Origin of the sequence: Mucilaginibacter sp. JRF (assembly GCF_015223065.1) — a bacterium.
In the GTDB taxonomy this organism is placed as follows: Bacteria; Bacteroidota; Bacteroidia; order Sphingobacteriales; family Sphingobacteriaceae; genus Mucilaginibacter.
Map to the genome: position 1 here is coordinate 434,053 of NZ_JADFBY010000003.1, position 18,149 is coordinate 452,201.

19 protein-coding genes are annotated in these 18,149 nt (G+C 43.9%); 8 read left to right on the forward strand and 11 right to left on the reverse strand.

The features are described from left to right. Positions 1-15: 15 nt before the first annotated feature. On the forward strand, positions 16-918 hold the full coding sequence (locus IM792_RS10610; RefSeq protein ID WP_194101821.1) for a hypothetical protein: 903 nt from the start codon (positions 16-18) through the stop codon (positions 916-918). A gap of 129 nt (positions 919-1,047) precedes the next feature. On the opposite strand, the gene lpdA is transcribed toward IM792_RS10610, so the two are convergent. Then, positions 1,048-2,451 carry a dihydrolipoyl dehydrogenase gene (gene lpdA / locus IM792_RS10615; RefSeq protein ID WP_194101822.1) on the reverse strand — a complete coding sequence of 468 codons (1,404 nt, stop codon included), beginning with the start codon at positions 2,449-2,451 and terminating at the stop codon, positions 1,048-1,050. A gap of 222 nt (positions 2,452-2,673) precedes the next feature. Here lpdA and IM792_RS10620 point away from each other — a divergent pair, with 222 nt between their 5' ends. The 3 genes from IM792_RS10620 to IM792_RS10630 are packed head-to-tail and all read left to right on the forward strand — an operon-like array spanning position 2,674 to position 6,793. Next, complete coding sequence (locus IM792_RS10620) at positions 2,674-4,548, forward strand: CocE/NonD family hydrolase (protein WP_347343807.1); 1,875 nt, start codon at positions 2,674-2,676, stop codon at positions 4,546-4,548. A gap of 11 nt (positions 4,549-4,559) precedes the next feature. Then, the gene (locus IM792_RS10625; RefSeq protein ID WP_194101823.1) at positions 4,560-5,132 is read left to right on the forward strand and encodes a hypothetical protein; all 573 of its coding nucleotides are present in this window, start codon (positions 4,560-4,562) and stop codon (positions 5,130-5,132) included. Then, complete coding sequence (locus IM792_RS10630; RefSeq protein ID WP_228085016.1) at positions 5,132-6,793, forward strand: M1 family metallopeptidase; 1,662 nt, start codon at positions 5,132-5,134, stop codon at positions 6,791-6,793. Before IM792_RS10625 ends, IM792_RS10630 begins: the two co-directional genes overlap by 1 nt. A gap of 18 nt (positions 6,794-6,811) precedes the next feature. On the opposite strand, the gene trmD is transcribed toward IM792_RS10630, so the two are convergent. From trmD to IM792_RS10655, 5 genes are all read right to left on the reverse strand, one after another. Continuing rightward, positions 6,812-7,489 (reverse strand): tRNA (guanosine(37)-N1)-methyltransferase TrmD, encoded by a 678-nt coding sequence (trmD, locus tag IM792_RS10635; protein ID WP_194101824.1) that lies wholly within the window; start codon positions 7,487-7,489, stop codon positions 6,812-6,814. Between the two features lie 129 nt (positions 7,490-7,618). Beyond that, complete coding sequence (locus IM792_RS10640; protein ID WP_194101825.1) at positions 7,619-7,819, reverse strand: helix-turn-helix transcriptional regulator; 201 nt, start codon at positions 7,817-7,819, stop codon at positions 7,619-7,621. Further along, positions 7,816-8,277, reverse strand: a complete 462-nt coding sequence (locus IM792_RS10645; protein WP_194101826.1) for a hypothetical protein — start codon at positions 8,275-8,277, stop codon at positions 7,816-7,818. The genes IM792_RS10640 and IM792_RS10645 overlap by 4 nt, the downstream gene beginning before the upstream one ends. Before the next feature lie 77 nt (positions 8,278-8,354). Beyond that, positions 8,355-8,876 carry a ribosome maturation factor RimM gene (rimM, locus tag IM792_RS10650; RefSeq protein WP_194101827.1) on the reverse strand — a complete coding sequence of 174 codons (522 nt, stop codon included), beginning with the start codon at positions 8,874-8,876 and terminating at the stop codon, positions 8,355-8,357. Positions 8,877-8,956: 80 nt separating this feature from the next. Continuing rightward, positions 8,957-9,493, reverse strand: a complete 537-nt coding sequence (locus IM792_RS10655; protein WP_194101828.1) for a 30S ribosomal protein S16 — start codon at positions 9,491-9,493, stop codon at positions 8,957-8,959. 150 nt (positions 9,494-9,643) lie between these two features. On the opposite strand from IM792_RS10655, the gene IM792_RS10660 reads away from it, so the two are divergent. Continuing rightward, positions 9,644-10,174: a 5'(3')-deoxyribonucleotidase gene (locus IM792_RS10660; RefSeq protein WP_228085017.1), complete on the forward strand. Its 531-nt coding sequence runs from the start codon at positions 9,644-9,646 to the stop codon at positions 10,172-10,174. A gap of 65 nt (positions 10,175-10,239) precedes the next feature. On the opposite strand, the gene pfkA is transcribed toward IM792_RS10660, so the two are convergent. The 4 genes from pfkA to IM792_RS10680 are packed head-to-tail and all read right to left on the reverse strand — an operon-like array spanning position 10,240 to position 14,160. Continuing rightward, a complete protein-coding gene (gene pfkA, locus IM792_RS10665) occupies positions 10,240-11,217 on the reverse strand; it encodes a 6-phosphofructokinase (protein WP_194101829.1) in 978 nt (325 codons plus the stop codon). After that, entirely contained in the window at positions 11,214-12,923 is a 1,710-nt protein-coding gene (locus tag IM792_RS10670) for a thioredoxin family protein (protein WP_194101830.1), read from the reverse strand. Before IM792_RS10670 ends, pfkA begins: the two co-directional genes overlap by 4 nt. Positions 12,924-12,937: 14 nt before the next feature. Beyond that, positions 12,938-13,387 carry a protein-disulfide reductase DsbD N-terminal domain-containing protein gene (locus tag IM792_RS10675; protein ID WP_194101831.1) on the reverse strand — a complete coding sequence of 150 codons (450 nt, stop codon included), beginning with the start codon at positions 13,385-13,387 and terminating at the stop codon, positions 12,938-12,940. Positions 13,388-13,392: 5 nt separating this feature from the next. Beyond that, entirely contained in the window at positions 13,393-14,160 is a 768-nt protein-coding gene (locus IM792_RS10680; protein ID WP_194101832.1) for a biotin--[acetyl-CoA-carboxylase] ligase, read from the reverse strand. A gap of 47 nt (positions 14,161-14,207) precedes the next feature. On the opposite strand from IM792_RS10680, the gene rsfS reads away from it, so the two are divergent. From rsfS to IM792_RS10695, 3 genes are all read left to right on the forward strand, one after another. After that, positions 14,208-14,582, forward strand: a complete 375-nt coding sequence (gene rsfS / locus IM792_RS10685; protein WP_194101833.1) for a ribosome silencing factor — start codon at positions 14,208-14,210, stop codon at positions 14,580-14,582. Positions 14,583-14,653: 71 nt separating this feature from the next. Continuing rightward, on the forward strand, positions 14,654-16,777 hold the full coding sequence (ftsH, locus tag IM792_RS10690; RefSeq protein WP_194101834.1) for an ATP-dependent zinc metalloprotease FtsH: 2,124 nt from the start codon (positions 14,654-14,656) through the stop codon (positions 16,775-16,777). Between the two features lie 59 nt (positions 16,778-16,836). Further along, entirely contained in the window at positions 16,837-17,475 is a 639-nt protein-coding gene (locus IM792_RS10695; RefSeq protein ID WP_194101835.1) for an LUD domain-containing protein, read from the forward strand. Positions 17,476-17,478: 3 nt separating this feature from the next. Here the strand turns inward: IM792_RS10695 and IM792_RS10700 are convergent, their stop codons facing one another. Beyond that, on the reverse strand, positions 17,479-18,141 hold the full coding sequence (locus IM792_RS10700; protein ID WP_194101836.1) for a gluconate 2-dehydrogenase subunit 3 family protein: 663 nt from the start codon (positions 18,139-18,141) through the stop codon (positions 17,479-17,481). Positions 18,142-18,149 lie beyond the last annotated feature (8 nt).

Consider the following 18,149-nt stretch of genomic DNA (forward strand, 5'->3'; position numbering starts at 1 on the left):
TATATATCAAATAACATGAATAAATATTTACTGTTCCTATTATTATTAACTTGTAAAATTGAGTTATATGCTCAAAAAATAAATCCAAACGCGCAATATTATATAGGCAAAACATTCCATGTAGATACACTGGCTGCTAAATATCAAGATCGTGGCTATGATTACTTTAGAGCAAATTTGTCGGTTAGTCTATACGATTCAAAATACGCAGCATACCCTAACAAAAGCGGCTATTCAGATTATCAGGCGCTGGCTAATAAAACCATGACTTGTACAGCTGTAGGAGAAGTTCCAGGAAATGAAAGTTACGGTTATTTAAAATTAGAGAGCTCCACAACATACCCCATACATTACGTATATTTCAAAGGCTCGTATTTCAGAAATATAACTTGCATTGAAGAGGAAGCCGAAAACAAAATACTAAAAGAAAAAGAAATAGCTTACAGAAAAAGACTAAGCGACTCAATTACCCTGGCTGCCACAAAATTAAGGAATAATCCATGCCCGCTAATAACTGAAAATTATGATGAATTCGAAAACATAAAATCATTTCAAACTCCTTGGTCATTTGAAGGCAAAATGCTTAATTGTTCAATTGCAAAAATCATAGAAAAACGAGTGCCTTATTATTATGTTTCGTTGAGTACGATAGGCAACACTGCATTAGCAACTCAAAAAGGAGTTTTTATTATATTAAAAAACGGCAAGCGTATAGTAAAGCCAAACGCTGAAATTGAAACCAATGTGGATAGGAATGCTCAATTTGAACGCACAACAACTATAAAATTAACTACTGCCGACCTTGCTTTATTAAAGTCATCGCCAATGAGTAAATTTAAACTGTATATAAATAGTGATAATATACAAGAAGCTGACCTGATTTATAAAATGCTATTGTGCTTGATAACAAAAAAGTAAACCGCTTCCAAAAATCACATAAATATTAAAATAGTTCATTCCCTACAGATATCACTTAAAACAAAAAATGGCAGCTACAATAAGCCATAAACTTACTGTAACTGCCATTAAATATCTGCTACTTTAATATTACATGTGTATAGCCCTGTTGCCGGTTGCGGCAAGGCAGGCTTCGCGCATGGCCTCGGTGTAGGTTGGGTGCGCGTGGCTGGTGCGGGTTACATCCTCGGCTGATGCACGGTACTCCATGGCTAATACAGCTTCGGCTATCATATCCGCGGCACGCGGACCTATCATGTGTACGCCCAGTATCTCGTCGGTAGTGGCATCGGCCAATACCTTAACAAAACCATCCAGATCGCCGCTGGCACGTGCACGGCCGCTGGCCTTGAACGGGAATGATCCTGTTTTGTATTTAGCGCCTTTTTCTTTCAGCTGCTCCTCGGTAAAGCCTACGCTGGCAACTTCAGGCCAGGTGTAAACTACGCCTGGTATCAGGTTATAGTTAATGTGTGGTTTTTGGCCGGCTAATATCTCGGCTACAAAAGTACCTTCATCCTCGGCCTTGTGGGCAAGCATAGCGCCTTTAACCACATCGCCAATGGCGTAAACGCCTTTAACGCTGGTTTCCAGGTGCTCATCAACAGTTATCTTACGGCCGCGCTCCTCAACGGTAAGGCCAATGTTTTCCAAACCTAAACCATCAGTATAAGCTACGCGACCTACGGCTACAAGGCAGTAATCGCCTTTAAGTTCTTTCTTTTCGCCTTTAGGGCTATCAAAAGTAACCGTTACCTCTTTACCTTTTACGGTAGCGCCGGTAACCTTGTGGCCCAGGTAAAAATCCATACCCAGTTTGGTAAGTACCTTTTGCAGCTCTTTACCCAAACCTTTATCCATAGTAGGGATAATGCCATCCATAAACTCGATAACTGATACCTTGGCACCAAGGCGCGCGTATACCGAACCCAGCTCCAAACCGATAACACCACCCCCAATAAGTACTAAATGCTTAGGTACTTCTTTAAGCGTTAAAGCTTCGGTTGAGGTGATGATGCGTTTCTTGTCGATCTTAAGGAAAGGCAGTGCCGATGGTTTTGAACCAGTAGCGATGATCACATTTTTGGCGGTTAGTTCCTGCGTGCTTTTATCATCCTTAGTAACGATGATGGTGTTTTTATCTTTAAATGAACCAACACCCTGGTGAACGTCGATCTTGTTCTTTTTCATCAGGTAGGTAATGCCGCTGGTGTTGGCGGTTACTACTTCTTCCTTACGTTTTATCATCTGGCCAAAGTCAATGCTCAGGTTATCCAGGTTGATGCCATGCGTTTTAAAGGCATGTGCGGCATTGTGGTAATGCTCAGATGAATCGAGCAAGGCTTTTGACGGGATGCAGCCTACATTTAAGCAGGTGCCGCCAAGCGTGCTGTATTTTTCAATGATAGCAGTTTTTAAACCCAGTTGGGCGCAACGTATAGCGGCCACGTAGCCACCCGGCCCCGAACCTATTACGATAACATCATATTGCATAGTAGTTGTGTTTTATTAGGTGGCAAATTTAAAACATTATATGCTGGTATTGAAACTAAAGCGCCCTTAATATGCCCCTTTTATACCCCATGCTGACAATATGGTGGCCTGCCGTATGATTTGTTTGTTACACGATGCCACCTGCCGCGCCCGCCACTTAGCTTATTGCCATATTATTATTAATTTAGTTGCATTAACTGTACACTCAAATTTTCGACCCACGTGAAAAAGCTTACCTCACTTTTTTTAACGGCAATGGCCGTTTGCAATGCCGCGTTCGCGCAGCAAAGCTATGTTAAAGAGCATTTTACCAAGAAGGACGTTTACATCACCATGCGCGATGGCGTGAGGCTATTTACTTCCATATATATCCCTAAAGATGCCTCAAAGCAAAACAAATACCCTATGCTGATGCAGCGCACCTGCTACAGCGTTGGCCCTTATGGTGCCGATAAATACCCGGCAAGGCTTGGCCCATCTGCCGAGATCATGAAAGAGGGTTACATTTTTGTTTACCAGGATGTGCGCGGTCGTTATAAAAGCGAAGGTACCTGGACCAATATGACACCCGTTATCGACAATAAAAAAAGCAAGACCGATGTGGATGAAGGATCAGATACTTATGACACTATCGACTGGCTGATCAAGAACGTTACGGGCAATAATGGCCGCGTTGGGCAATACGGTATATCGTACCCCGGTTTTTATACCGCGGCGGGCATACTGTCAAACCACCCGGCTTTAAAGGCATCATCTCCGGGCGCGCCTATATCTGATTTTTGGTTTGATGATTTTCACCATAACGGTGCTTTTATCGAAAGCTACTTTTTTACCTTCCCGGTGTTTGGTGTGCCTAAAGGCAAGGCCGATACTACGGGCGCTTCATGGTTTGCCAATAAAATGATCAACCCCGGTACACGCGATGGCTACCAGTTTCTGCTTGATCTGGGTCCGCTTAAAAATGCCGACAAATATTACAGCGACAACTTTTTTTGGCAGGAAACCATCAACCACCCAAGCTATGATGAGTTTTGGCAAAAACGTGGTTTGTTAAAGCATTTCAACAACAAATCAAAAACCGCGGTAATGACGGTTGGCGGCTGGTTTGACGCCGAGGATCTTTCAGGTCCGTTGAATATTTATAAGACCATCGAGAAAAAGAACCCATCAGCCTACAACACCATTGTAATGGGGCCTTTCGGGCATGGCCGCTGGTCGCAGGAAACAGGGCATACCCTGCACAGTAACGTGTACTTTGGCGATAGCATAGCTACCTTTTATCAAAAGGAGATAGAGGCTAAATTCTTCAAACACTTTTTGAAAGGCAAAGGCGATAAAGCTACCGGCCTGCCCGAAGCATATATGTTTAATACCGGTAAAAAGGAGTGGGCTACGTTTGATAAATGGCCTGCCGCTAATGCCGAGCACAAAAAATTCTACTTAGCTGCCGATGGCAAACTGGCCGATACGCAGCCAACCACACCGGGCTCAATGAGCTATATTAGCGACCCGATGAAGCCGGTGCCTTATACTGAGGACAACTCGACCACTATTGGTTTTACACCATTCGCTTACATGAGCGAGGATCAGCGTTTTGCCGGCCGAAGACCGGATGTGCTGGTTTACCAAACCGATGTACTGGCTGATGATGTTACCCTTGGCGGCGAGATCACGGCTAACCTTAAGATTGCTACCACCGGTACCGATGCTGATTTTATTGTGAAGCTGATTGATGTGTACCCTCCTGATGAGGCGAACCATAACTTTATGCCTAACAAAAGCGTCATCCTGAGCAACTACTGGCAAATGGTACGGTCGGAAGTGATGCCGGCCCGTTTCCGCAAGAGCTTTGAAAAACCGGAGGCTTTAGTCGCTGGCGAAAAGGCTGATGTGAACTTCCGTTTGCAGGATGTGCTGCATACGTTTAAAAAAGGCCACCGCATCATGATACAGGTACAAAGCACCTGGTTCCCGATAGTGGCGCGCAACCCGCAAAAATTTGTGGAGAACCCTTACAAAGCCGAACAAAGCGATTACATAAAAGCTACCGAAACCGTATTTAACGATAGCTTTATTGATGTACAGATCATAAAATAACATCGTCAAAAATGGCTCAGCAGAACGCTGTCTTAGAGAAATTACTCATCCGAAAGGAAAATAAGGAGCGTGTACAAATTACAAGAAAGGTAGCCAAAGGCACCTTAAAAATAACTAATGGCTACATCCTCGATCTTTCGGACGATTTAGTGTTGATACATGAATCAGATGATTTTAAGATAGACGGGTACTCAATTATTCCTTTTGATCAGATCAAAAACGCTCGTTTTAATAAGAGTGACAAATACTTTGATATGATGTTAAAAAGTGAATTGATAGCTGACAAGGCCGGAATAGATTATAAGATCGATCTTAACAATTGGAAATCAGCTTTTAGATCGCTACAGGCTCACAATAAAAATGTAATAGTTGAATGCCAGCATCCTGAGATCGACTCTTTTACCATTGGCCCGATAGAAAAGGTCAAGAGCCAGCATCTGGAAGTGCTTAATTTTGATGTTGAAGGATATTTGGATGATGAACCAACAACTATTGATTATGCATCAATAACCTATGTCGCTTTTGACAGGGAATACATTAATGTTTTCAGTAAGTATTTACGAACAAGAGATAATAAGAAATAATGAAACTTAGATCAGGCATTGCTTTGCTATGCGCGTTTATAGGTTTGGGCGCAACTGCTCAAGCCCAGTTAATGAAAAAGAAAACCGAATTTACACGTGCCGATACGCTGCGCGGGATGATCAGTCCGCTACGTGCCTGCTACGATATTAACTACTATCACCTGGATGTTAAGTTCAACATCGATCAAAAATTCATCAGCGGCAGCAACTTGTTTAAGTTTACCGCTACTGATGATTTCAGCAAACTACAGTTCGATCTGTATGCTAACCTGAAGGTTGAAAAAGTAGTTTACAAAGGCAAAGAGGTGCCTTTTACCCGTGAGTTCAACGCGGTGTTTGTTACCATCCCTAAAACCATACAAAAGGGTAGTAAGGATGAGTTTACCGTGTATTACTCAGGCAACCCAACCATTGCCAAACATGCTCCCTGGGATGGTGGCGTTGTTTTTACTACCGACTCATTAGGCAAACCGTGGGTAGCTACCGCCTGCCAGGGGGCGGGTGCAAGCATCTGGTGGCCTAATAAGGATCATCAGGCCGATGAGGTGGATAGCATGCTCATCAGCATCAGCGTACCAAAAGGATTGAAAGATATATCGAACGGCCGTTTACGTAAGGTTACCGAGTTAAAGGACGGCTATACCCGCTTTGACTGGGCGGTTAAAAACCCGATAAATAACTATGATGTTGCTGCCAATATTGGCGACTACGCCAACTGGACCGACAGCTACGCTGGTGAAAAAGGCAAGCTTGATTTGAGTTTTTGGGTATTGAGCTATAATCTGGCTAAAGCCAAAAAACATTTTGCTGAGGATGTTAAGCCGATGCTTAAGGCCTTTGAATACTGGTTTGGCCCGTATCCGTTTTATGAGGATAGCTACAAGCTGGTTGAAACGCCACACCTGGGTATGGAACACCAAAGCGCGGTGGCTTATGGCAATAAATACAAAAAAGGTTATTTGGGTATGGATATGTCGGGCACGGGCTATGGCACCAAGTGGGACTATATTATTGTGCACGAGAGCGGCCACGAATGGTTCGGCAACAACATTACCTCGAAAGATATTGCCGATATGTGGATACACGAAAGTTTTACCACCTACAGCGAGAGTATTTACACCGAAAGCCGCTGGGGAAAGCAAGCCGGGCAGGAGTACATACACGGCCAGCGCACAGGCATATCAAACGATGGGGCTATAGTTGGCCCGTATGATGTAAATAAGGAAGGCTCGGGCGATATGTACCCCAAAGGCGCTAATATGCTGAACATGATACGCACCATTATTAATGATGACGAGAAATGGCGCGGCATATTGCGAGGCCTGGGCAAAACCTTCTACCACAAAACGGTTACTTATGATGATGTTACCAACTACATCAGCAAAGAATCGGGCATTGACCTGGCGCCGGTTTTTGAGCAGTATTTAAAGCATGCTAACCTGCCGATACTGGAACTTACCGAAATACGTGGTAAACTTTATGCCCGCTGGATAGCTGATGTGCCTAACTTTAAAATGCCGGTACGCTTAAAAGTAAAAGGCGGCGAATATAAAATGGTTAATGTTGCCGGTCGCCTTGCGCCGTTAACGCTTGAGGGAGCAACAAAAGATAACATTGAGGTTGATACCTTTAACTACTACATAGGCGTATTGCAGGAATAACTCCCTGCAATTACGCTTTTACTCATTCAAAAGGTCGGGACGGCGGGTTTTGGTACGCTCCAAAGCCTGCTCAAACCGCCACTTCTCAATTTCGGGCGTATTGCCGCTCAGTAAAATATCGGGTACCTTATGGCCGTTCCAGTCGGCCGGGCGGGTGTAAACCGGGGCATCCAGCAGGTCGCCCTGAAAGGAATCGGATAGCGCCGAAGTTTCATCGCTCAGCACACCGGGAATCAATCTAACAACCGAATCAACCAGTACCGCCGCGGGCAGCTCACCGCCCGAAAGCACGTAATCGCCAATACTCATTTCGCGGGTAACATACAGATCGCGCACGCGCTGATCAATACCCTTGTAATGCCCGCAAAGTATAATGATGTTGCCTTTTACCGATAGCTGGTTAGCGATGTTTTGGTTCAGTGTTTCACCGTCGGGCGTCATAAAGATCACCTCATCGTACTCGCGTTCCGCTTTTAATTTCTCGATACACAAGGCGAAAGGCTCTATCATCATCACCATGCCGCTGCCACCGCCGTAAGGATAATCGTCGACACTTTTATGTTTGTTGGTGGCATAATCGCGCAGGTTGTGTACGTGAATTTCGGCTATACCCTTTTTTTGCGCACGCTGTAAAATTGAATGTGCAAAAGGACTTTCGAGCAGGCCCGGTAAAACGGAGATGATATCAAAACGCATGGGGCAAAGATAGTGATTGGTGGTTGGAGATTAGTGGTTGGTGGATCAGTAATTAGTTTTTAGAGGTCAGTACTCAGTTCATATATGTAATAGTTATTTAACTAATCTCTAACTACCAAACTCTAATCACTAATCTTCCTCCTCCAATAAAAAAATAACTTCAACCGGTTTTTCAAATACACGGGCTATTTTTAAGGCAAGCACGGTTGATGGCACGTATTTATTACTCTCTATAGTATTGATGGTTTGGCGCGATACGCCGATCAGTTCGGCCAGTTCACCTTGCGTCATGTTCTTGATGGCGCGCTCTACACGCAATGAGTTTTTCATATAGCCTCCCTTGTTTCAAGTGTAAGCGCCTTGTTGCTCATGTATAATTTCCACCTGAACCTGATGATGAAAAATACTAACAGGGTAAACACATTATACATAGTTACCATATAAAATAACAGGTCATAAACTATCCATATCACACCAAAAAAAACAATGTAGTTGATATATACAGCCCATTGCAGTGAGTCGAGCCGGAGCTGGGCGATGTGTTCGTCCTCTATTTTTTCGCGCGAAAAAGCGATCAATATTAATCCGATGAGCACGAGTGATAGTTGTATCTCGTTATCAAAACCCTCTGTGCCTATCAAATTATTAAGAGGCTTGTTAGAAAGGTCCGTTACATAAAAGATCTCAGTACCGAATGTTAGGCTGTAGGCAAAAAACGCTATGCCGAATAAAAACAGGATTGATCCAATTTTTCGTGAAGAAGTCGGAAATAAGAATAAGGTTTTCATTTTTGTAAAGTTTGATTTACCAAATGTAAAACAAACTTTACAAATGTCAAATATATTTGACATTTTTTTATCTCTTACTACATATACACATCCAACAAACCATCAGGCAGCTCAATGTATAGCTCGCCATCTTCTGTGTTGATGCCTTTTATAGTGGCTTCGTTAAGTGGGAACAGCACCTCGCGGTTGTTGTAACGTACTGTGGCAATGATCTGCTGAGGGTATTCCATTACATCGGTTATTTCGCCCAGTTCACCGTGGTTGTCATCAATGGCAATAAAGCCTTTAACGTCCATCAGGGTAAACTCCTCTTTCTTTTTCTTGGGTTTGAGTTTACCGGCCAGGTATACATCCTTTTTTACCAGGGTTGATGCCTTTTCAATGGTATCCACATCCTCCAGGTTAAGGTAGCCTACGTTAGGCATAGGGTATTTTATGGAGGCTACAAAGTAAGGCACCTGCTTGCCGGCTATCTCAATAAACAGCGAGTTGAATTTGATGGCATCAAGGTTATCAAATTCAACATATAGCTGTAGTTCGCCTTTCAATCCGCGGGTTTTTGATATGGTACCTATCCTGAAGTTTTCCTGCTTGCTCATGGGGTGTAAATTCAATATAACAACAATGGCGATGACCGTTTAGGGTACATCGCCATCATTTAAGTTTTGTGAAGAATAAATTATTCAGCGTTTTCGCTGGTTTCTTCAGTAGCAGTTTCAGCAGCTTCTTCAGTTGCAGGAGCTTCTTCTTCAGCTACAGGAGCATTTTTAGCAGCGATAGCGGCAGCTCTGTCTTCTTTCTTCTTAGCTTCAGCAGCTAAAGCAGCTTTACGGGCATCATCCTTAGCCGAAGCCAGGTTTGATTTTTTACCGGTGATCTTGCCTTCTTTCTGGTCAACCCACTCAGCAAATTTAGCATCAGCTTGTTCCTGAGTTAAGGCACCTTTGGTTACACCACCTTTTAAGTGTTTTTTGTACATAACACCTTTGTATGAAAGGATAGCGCGGCAAGTATCAGTTGGTTGTGCACCACTGTCAACCCACTCAAAAGTTTTATCAAAGTTGATATCAATTGTAGCCGGGTTAGTGTTTGGGTTGTATGAACCTAAACGCTCAATAAAACGGCCATCGCGTGGAGCGCGTGAGTCGGCTACCACAATGTAGTAAAAAGGCTTACCTTTTTTACCATGTCTTTGCAATCTGATCTTAGTTGCCATGTTTTAATTTAAATTATGTATTCAACATTTCCCCCGGAGTTTCTTTCAGCGGGGACGCAAAGGTACACATTTTTAAAATATGTATAATGCTTATTTTCAAATAAAAATAAACTTTAGGATAGGTGTGTTGCAACGTGTATTTTTAACACCATGGAAAGAAAACTGCGACTTGCCATTGATATGGATGAGGTAATAGCCGATACCATAGGCAAATTTATAACCGTATACGAACAGCGGCATCAAACCATAGTTAAACTGGATGATTTGCCCGGCAAAGAATTTCGCGAAGTATTGCCCGAAGAAATACGCGATACCTTGCGTGTTTATATTAATGAGCCCGGCTTTTTCAGAGATATCCCCGTAATGGAAGGCGCCCTTGAGGTGGTTGAAAAACTGCACGAAAAGTATGACCTGTACATTGTATCGGCCGCTATGGAGTTCAAAAACTCACTGGGCGATAAGCTGGAATGGCTGAACGAGCACTTCCCATTCATATCATGGACCAACATCGTTTTTTGCGGACACAAGATAGTTGATGTGGATATATTGATTGACGACCGCATAAAAAACTTTGTAAACTTTGAAGGCCGCAAGCTACTGTTCACCTCGCCGCATAATCTGGCCATACATGATTATGAGCGCGTAAACAGTTGGAAAGAGGTGGCTGATCTGCTGCTGTAAATAATAAAAAGGCTTTTGCAACATCTGCAAAAGCCTTTTTACTTTTATTAAGCTCGCTATATACTTTATAGCGATAATATCTCTACCAGCTTAACCATATTGGTGTTAAGCTTTGAGTGTTTTTTACAGGCTTGCTCAAACGGGGTAAAGGTGATCTCGCCATTGATGATGCCTACCATTTCGCCGCTGCGGCCTTCTTTCAGGGCTTCAACAGCTGCAAAGCCTACCTGGCTTGCCAGCACCCTATCCATACAGGTTGGCTTGCCGCCGCGTTGTATGTGGCCCAGTATTGATACACGGGTATCAATCTGCGGAAAACGCTCCTTAACCAGATTGCCTATCTCAAAAGCGCCACCCTCGTGATCACCTTCGGCAACTATTACTATGCGCGATGATTTGTCCTTGCGGCCATGCTCAAGCCTGTGCAGTAATGCAGGTAAGTCCTCAGTACTTTCGGGTATCAGCACCACCTCGGCACCCGATGCAACACCGGTACGCAAGGCAATAAGGCCCGAATCACGACCCATAACCTCAACAATAAACAAACGATCGTGCGATTCGGCTGTGTCACGTATCTTGTCAACCGCGTTAATAACGGTATTGATGGCGGTATCGTAACCAATGGTATAATCGGTACCTACCAGGTCGTTATCAATAGTGCCGGGTAAGCCTAAAACCGGTATACCGTATTCTTCGCCTAATAACCTGGCACCGGTAAAGGTACCGTCGCCGCCGATGGCTACTAAGGCATCTATCTTATTTTTTTTGAGCGCGTAGTAAGCCAGTTTACGGCCTTCGGGAGTTCTGAAATCATCGCTACGGGCTGATTTTAGGATGGTACCGCCACGCTGTATAATGTTTGAAACTGATTTACGGTTCATTGGCTCATACTCACCGTTTATCATACCCTCGTAACCACGGCGAATGCCGGTAACTTGCAGATCATGATATAACGCTGTACGTACTACCGCCCTGATGGCAGCGTTCATGCCGGGCGCGTCGCCGCCCGACGTAAATACTCCAATATTTTTTATCTCGCTCATTTTTTATTCTTGTAGGCAGCTATTCCGCTGTCCAAAAATTTTATGTAACTGTCAATGTTAAAGTTAGCTCCTGATGGCTGTATCTGTTGTCCGTTAGCATCGTTCATCAGGTTACCATCGCTATCAAGCAAAACATAATATGGCTGGGCGTTGGCGCCAAAACGGCTACCCTCCAAATCAAGCCATTTTGCGCCTAAGGTAGTAATTTTTTTGCCACTGAAGTCGGATTTGTATACTTCATTAGGCTTCAGGTCGGTTTTATCATCAACGTAAAGTTGTAGCAATATATAATCGTCGCGCAGGCGCTTAAAAACCTGCGGATCTTCCCATACGTCATTCTCCATTTTACGACAGTTAACACAATTCCAGCCTGTAAAATCTATCATAATGGGTTTCTTTAATTCTTTTGAAACCAGCAAGGCCTGCTCATAATCGTACCAGCTATCAATACCTCTGATGCGTACACGGGTAAACAGGTCGGCATATTTTTTTTCGCCGATGGATACCTTGGGGGCAGCTGCCGGAGCAGCCGCACCTGAGCTTTCAGACAGGTAAAAATCCTGTGTGGCCGGTGGCGGTAAAAACGCGCTGATAGACTTAAGCGGCGCACCCCATAAACCAGGCACCATATAAGCCACAAAAGCGAAAACTATAATAGCGATTATGGTACGTGGAGCCGACAGGTAAGGCAGATCTGCATCATGCGAGAATTTAAGCTTGCCGATAAGGTACAAGCCCATCAGGAAGAATATAGCTATCCATAGTGACAGGAATATCTCACGGTCAAACCAGTTCCAGTGGTAGGCCAGGTCAACGTTCGACAGGAATTTTAGTGCGAAAGCCAGTTCCAAAAACCCCAATATTACTTTGATGCTGTTAAGCCATCCGCCCGATTTGGGCAGACTTTTTAAAGTTGATGGAAACAATGCGAATAACGTGAACGGCAAAGCCAGCGCTAACGAAAACCCGAACATGCCAATTGCCGGGCCCAGGCGTGCGCCTTTTGATGCAGTATCAACCAGTAGTGTACCGATGATTGGGCCGGTACATGAAAATGACACAACCACTAATGTAGCCGCCATAAAGAAAATGCCGGCGAGGCCACCCTTATTTGAATTTTCATCAAGCTTATTGGCTAATGAACTTGGCAGGGTGATCTCAAAGGCTCCCAAAAATGAGATGCCGAATACCACCAGCATCAAAAAGAAGAAAATGTTAAATATACCGTTTGTTGATAGCGAGTTAAGCGCGTCGGAACCAAACCCGAGCGTTACCACCATACCCAACAACACATATATCACGATGATGGACAAACCATAGATCATGGATTGGCTTACACCTTTGGCCTTTGAGCCCGCTTTTTTAGTAAAGAAACTAACCGTAAGCGGCAACATCGGGTAAATACACGGCATGGTTACGGCTATCAAACCACCTAAAAAACCGGCGATAAATATTTGCCATAATGTTTTTTGAGCATCCTGCGGAGTGGCTACTGCGGTATTGGTTGTTGCCGCAGCCTTTTTTACTGTATCCTTTTTCTGCTCGGCTTTGGCAGCGGCCAGGCTATCGGCAGCGGTAGGTATGTCAGTAAATTCGAGGCCATCGGTTGATGTTGTATCCTGAGCCTTTACATTACCGGCGAACGCCAATGAGGCTACTATCAGTACAAATAATATGCGCTTGAGCGATGTTGTTAAGGTGTTCATCGTTAAAGGCACCATTATTTAACCGGAATGCTGAATGCTACTTCTTCAGGTGGCAGGCACTTCATGTCGTTACAGGTCATGTACTCCAGTTTGCCTTTTACAGTGGTGGCGTTAGCCGATTTTAGTTTTATTTTTTGCTGAAATATAACCGATTTTTCAAAGTAGGTAACATCCATGCTAAATACCTTTTCATACTTGGTGATACCTTTTGGCTCGGTAGTTTTGCCTACAGGTGTAAAATCCTTCGAGGCGGCAAAGGTGAACGATGTTTTGTTTGGGCCACCCTCTTTTACGTTTTGCGAGTATATGTGCCAGCCATCTTCCATAGTAGCTTTAAAAAATACAACAGCTTCGGTTTTGCTTACCTTTTTAGCTGCATAGCTCCATTTAACAGGGGTTTCTATCTGCGCGAAAGCGCTTGCTGATAGCATAATGGCGGCAAATAATACCAGTAATTTTTTCATGTAGTCTATTTTAAAAATTCTATTTCTTTGAGGTCAAACGTTAATTCTTCAGTTTCATTTTGCAACACAAGTAAACCATTGTTAGTAACCCCGGTAATTTTTGCGGCAAAAATATAATTATTTGACTTGTATTGCCTCGTTTCGTTTAAACCGTACAGGCATTGGGCATATTCATTACGCAGTTCATCAACTTTGCCTGCTTTAAGTTCAAGGTAAGCGGCCTCAATACCACCGCAAAGGTCTGAAAGTAAAGCTTTCAAATCATAATCCCTGTGTAATATCTGCTTAAGCGATGATGCATTGGTTACATCCTGCGGAAAATCGTCCTGATTAACGTTTAACCCTATACCAACTATGGCGTGTTTAATAGTATTTGAAAATAAAATGTTTTCAATTAAAATCCCACCCACCTTATAATCGTCATAGTATATATCATTGGGCCATTTAATTTTTAATTTATCGCCCAATATTGGTTTAAGCGCGCGCTGTATGCCTACGCTAACGGCGCGGTTAAGATCAAATTGTTTATTTATGTTTAAAAAAACGGGGTTTAATAGTATGCTGGCAGTAATATTTTTACCGGGTTGTGCATGCCAGCTATTTTGCCTTTGGCCACGACCGGCAAACTGTTCTTCTGCCATAATGACGGTGCCTTCGGGCACTGGCGTGGAATTTGACAGTAAATTCTTTAGGAATGTGTTTGTTGAGTCAACTTGTTTAAGTGTTACTAAATTTTGGCCAACAAATAATCCTGAAAATATGTTACTTTGCAATGTATAATATTCTGTATATTAAAATCGTTCAAAACTAATTCTTTTTAATGGTAAAAAATAAAGCGATAAATGAATCCGCTTACATTTCTGAATTAGCCATACACGGCATCCAGGAAAAAAAAGGGAATGATATAGTGAGGTTAGACCTTCGGAACATATTCAGTTCAGTTTCTGATTACTTTGTAATATGCCATGCCGATTCGTCAACACAGGTACGTGCCATAGCCGCGAGCGTTGAAGATGAAATATACAAGGCCACACAGCAGGAACCCTGGCGTAAAGAGGGCCTGGAATACAGCGAATGGATTTTGCTTGACTATATAGATGTAGTGGTTCACGTGTTCAGAACCGATAAACGTGAATACTACGGCGTTGAAGACCTTTGGGGCGACGCCGAAATAAAGAGTTACAAGAGCGCTTAAATTATACAACCATATTAAACCATTGCCTTTTATTTAAATATTGATTGTAAGTTTGAGCAGGTATAAAACACATGAAAGATAATAAATTGGATAAGCCAAAACCTATAAGAAGACTATCGAACAAAAAAATAACACCTAAGCCACCTAAGTTTAACCTGATGTGGCTTTACGCGGTTGTTATTATTGCATTGTTGGTGGTACCAACCATACTCGATAACTCACAAGGCAAGCGTATTGCCTACAAGCGTTTTGAAACGCAGATGCTTAAACAGCACGATGTTGATAAAGTTGAAGTTTATAAAAGCGGCGAACTGGTATATGCCGATGTTTTTATTAAGCAAGCCAGCCTTAACAAACCGGAGTATGCCGATGTTAAAAAGGACAAGCGCTCAATAAGCATTGGCTCAAACGGCCCGCAGTATACTTTTACCGATGCATCATACGAAAGCTTAAAGCAATCAATAACCGCTGCTGAGAAAGATATACCTGACGAGCAAAAAACACCTATCGTATTTGTTCAGCACGAAAACTGGCTGTCAAATTCATTATTCCAGTTTATTATAATGGGTGTGTTACTGGTTGCCATCTGGATGTTTATTATGCGCCGCATGAGTGGTGGCGCGGGTGGCGGTCCCGGCGGCCAGATATTCAACATCGGCAAATCAAAAGCTACCTTGTTTGATAAGGAAGCGCAGGTAACCGTTACCTTTAATGATGTTGCAGGTTTAGAGGAAGCTAAGCAAGAGGTGATGGAAATTGTTGATTTCCTGAAAAACCCTAAAAAATACACCAACCTGGGTGGTAAAATTCCTAAAGGCGCATTGCTTGTAGGTTCGCCGGGTACGGGTAAAACATTATTGGCCAAAGCCGTTGCCGGTGAGGCGCAGGTTCCTTTCTTCTCCCTTTCAGGTTCTGATTTTGTGGAGATGTTTGTAGGTGTGGGTGCATCACGTGTTCGTGACCTTTTCCGCCAGGCAAAGGATAAAGCGCCATGTATCATCTTTATTGACGAGATTGACGCGATTGGCCGTGCCCGTGGTAAAAACAATATTGTAGGCGGTAACGATGAGCGTGAAAATACGCTTAACCAGTTACTGGTTGAAATGGATGGTTTCGGTACCGATTCAGGTATCATCATCCTGGCTGCAACCAACCGTCCGGATGTACTGGATTCAGCATTGCTTCGTCCGGGCCGTTTTGACAGGCAGGTATCTATAGACAAACCCGATCTGGTTGGTCGCGAGCAAATATTCAAAGTACACTTAAAGCCTGTTAAACTGGCTGCCGGTGTTGATGCCAAGAAACTATCAGCACAAACCCCTGGTTTTGCCGGTGCCGAGATAGCCAACGTTTGTAACGAGGCCGCGCTTATTGCCGCCCGTAAAAACAAAGAGGCTGTTGATATGCAGGATTTTCAGGATGCTATTGACCGTGTGATAGGTGGTTTAGAGAAAAAGAACAAGATCATCTCTCCGGAAGAAAAACGCATTGTTGCTTACCACGAGGCCGGGCACGCCATCGCAGGCTGGTTCCTGGAGCATGCTGATCCGCTGGTTAAGGTATCGATCGTTCCGCGTGGTGTGGCTGCTTTGGGTTACGCTCAATATTTGCCTAAAGAACAGTTTTTGTACACTACCGAGCAATTGCTTGACGGTATGTGCATGACCATGGGTGGCCGTGTTGCCGAGGATATTGTATTCAACAAAATATCAACCGGTGCGCAAAACGATTTGGAGCGCATTACCAAACTGGCTTATGCCATGGTAACCATTTACGGTATGAACCCTAAAGTGGGTAATGTATCATTTAACGACACGCAGGGCGAGTACCAGTTCAACAAGCCATACTCAGAGAAAACCTCAGAGTTAATTGACGAGGAAGTACGTAACCTGATCGGTCGTGTATATGAAATGACCAAGCAACTGCTTAACGATAAACGCGAAGGTTTAGAGAAACTGGCTAACAAACTGCTGGAAAAAGAGATCCTCTTCCAATCAGATCTGGAGGAGATCTTAGGCAAGCGTCCGTTTGATCATCGTACTACTTATGATGAGTTTGTGAACGGCGCCGCGCAAGAATCAAACCAGGACCCGGTTGCGCAAAATTTGGTGCACGAGGGCGTTAACGACCACTCAGGTACCTTTAACCGTAACCCTGAAGAAAAGGATGCCAACGGTACTGAACCCGGTAATTAAATATTAATAACCCATAAGGCCATCCGCGTTAAAAACGGATGGCTTTGTTGTTTATACTGATGAAAGACATTACTACCTCAAAAGAAAAACTGCTTAAAAAGATCCGCAAGGCCTTGTTGGAGAAGCGTGAAAATCCGTACCCCAATTTTGAGGATCAGCCGCTTTATCCGCCTGCCGATGATATGCTGGAGGTAATGTTTGCCGAGCAATTCGCGGCGGTATCGGGCCAGTTTGTTTTTTGTGAGGATGAGGTGCAATTTATTGAGAACCTGCTAACCCTTGCCGAGGAGCGCAAGTGGCACAAGATATATTGCTGGGAACCCGCCCTGCAACAGGTGTTGCAACAATACGAATACCCGTATTTTGAAACCGATAAGGATTTTGATCAGGCGCAGGTAGGCTTTACCTTGTGCGAGGCATTGATAGCCCGTAATGGCAGCATTATGCTATCAAACGCGGGCATGGCCGGGCGCAGGCTAAGTATTTACCCGCCGGTGCATATTGTGCTGGCCTATACATCGCAAATGGTGCTCGACCTGAAAGATGGGTTCAAGCTGTTAAAGAATAAATACGGCAATAACCTGCCCAGTATGATAACCAATGTTACCGGTCCAAGCCGAACTGCCGATATCGAGAAAACATTAGTGTTAGGGGCACATGGCCCCAAAGAGCTGTTTGTTTTTTTGCTTGATGGCTAATAATTAAACTTTACTGGTAAAGCCGTACTGTTTCAGTACATCAGCCGGTACGCCTGCCCATTGCGGGTTAGGGGCGTTGCCTGCATAACCCACATCGGTCATCCCTATTTGCGAAGTGAAGAAACCGGTAGCCACCAGATCGCGCATGCGGTTAAAAAAGGCTACCCCTTGGCGCATGGCCGGTTTAGCTTTTTTGGGATAGGCTATCTGGTCAATCAATTCAATACGCTGCGCGGGCTTACATTCAGCAAATATGGCATTGTAGTGGTTGAGGCATTGCACATCCAGCCAGCGCAGGCCGCCACGTAGCGGTACCTGATGCTCGGGCATATCCTTAGCGATAAATTCAATAAAATCGGGCACCTTAGCCTCCGAAGCGCTGCATGATTTATCATCCTTCGGGATAATAATGTCTGACAGGATGGTTATCGCCGCCATCTCTGCCGAAGTAAAAAAGCGCTGGGCTTGCAGTTGTTTATCACGCTCTATCTCCCAGGCTTGCCTGCCGGGGTTGGTATCAGTTGCCTGTGGTGGTGTTTGTGGCTGTGCCTCTGCCGGAGTTTCGGCAACAACCTTTTTTTCGGGTTTGGGTTTACATGCATCAAGCAATAAGGTGGTTGATAGTGTGCCCAAACCAAGGGCCTTTAACGAGTCGCGCCTGTTCATATTCCCAC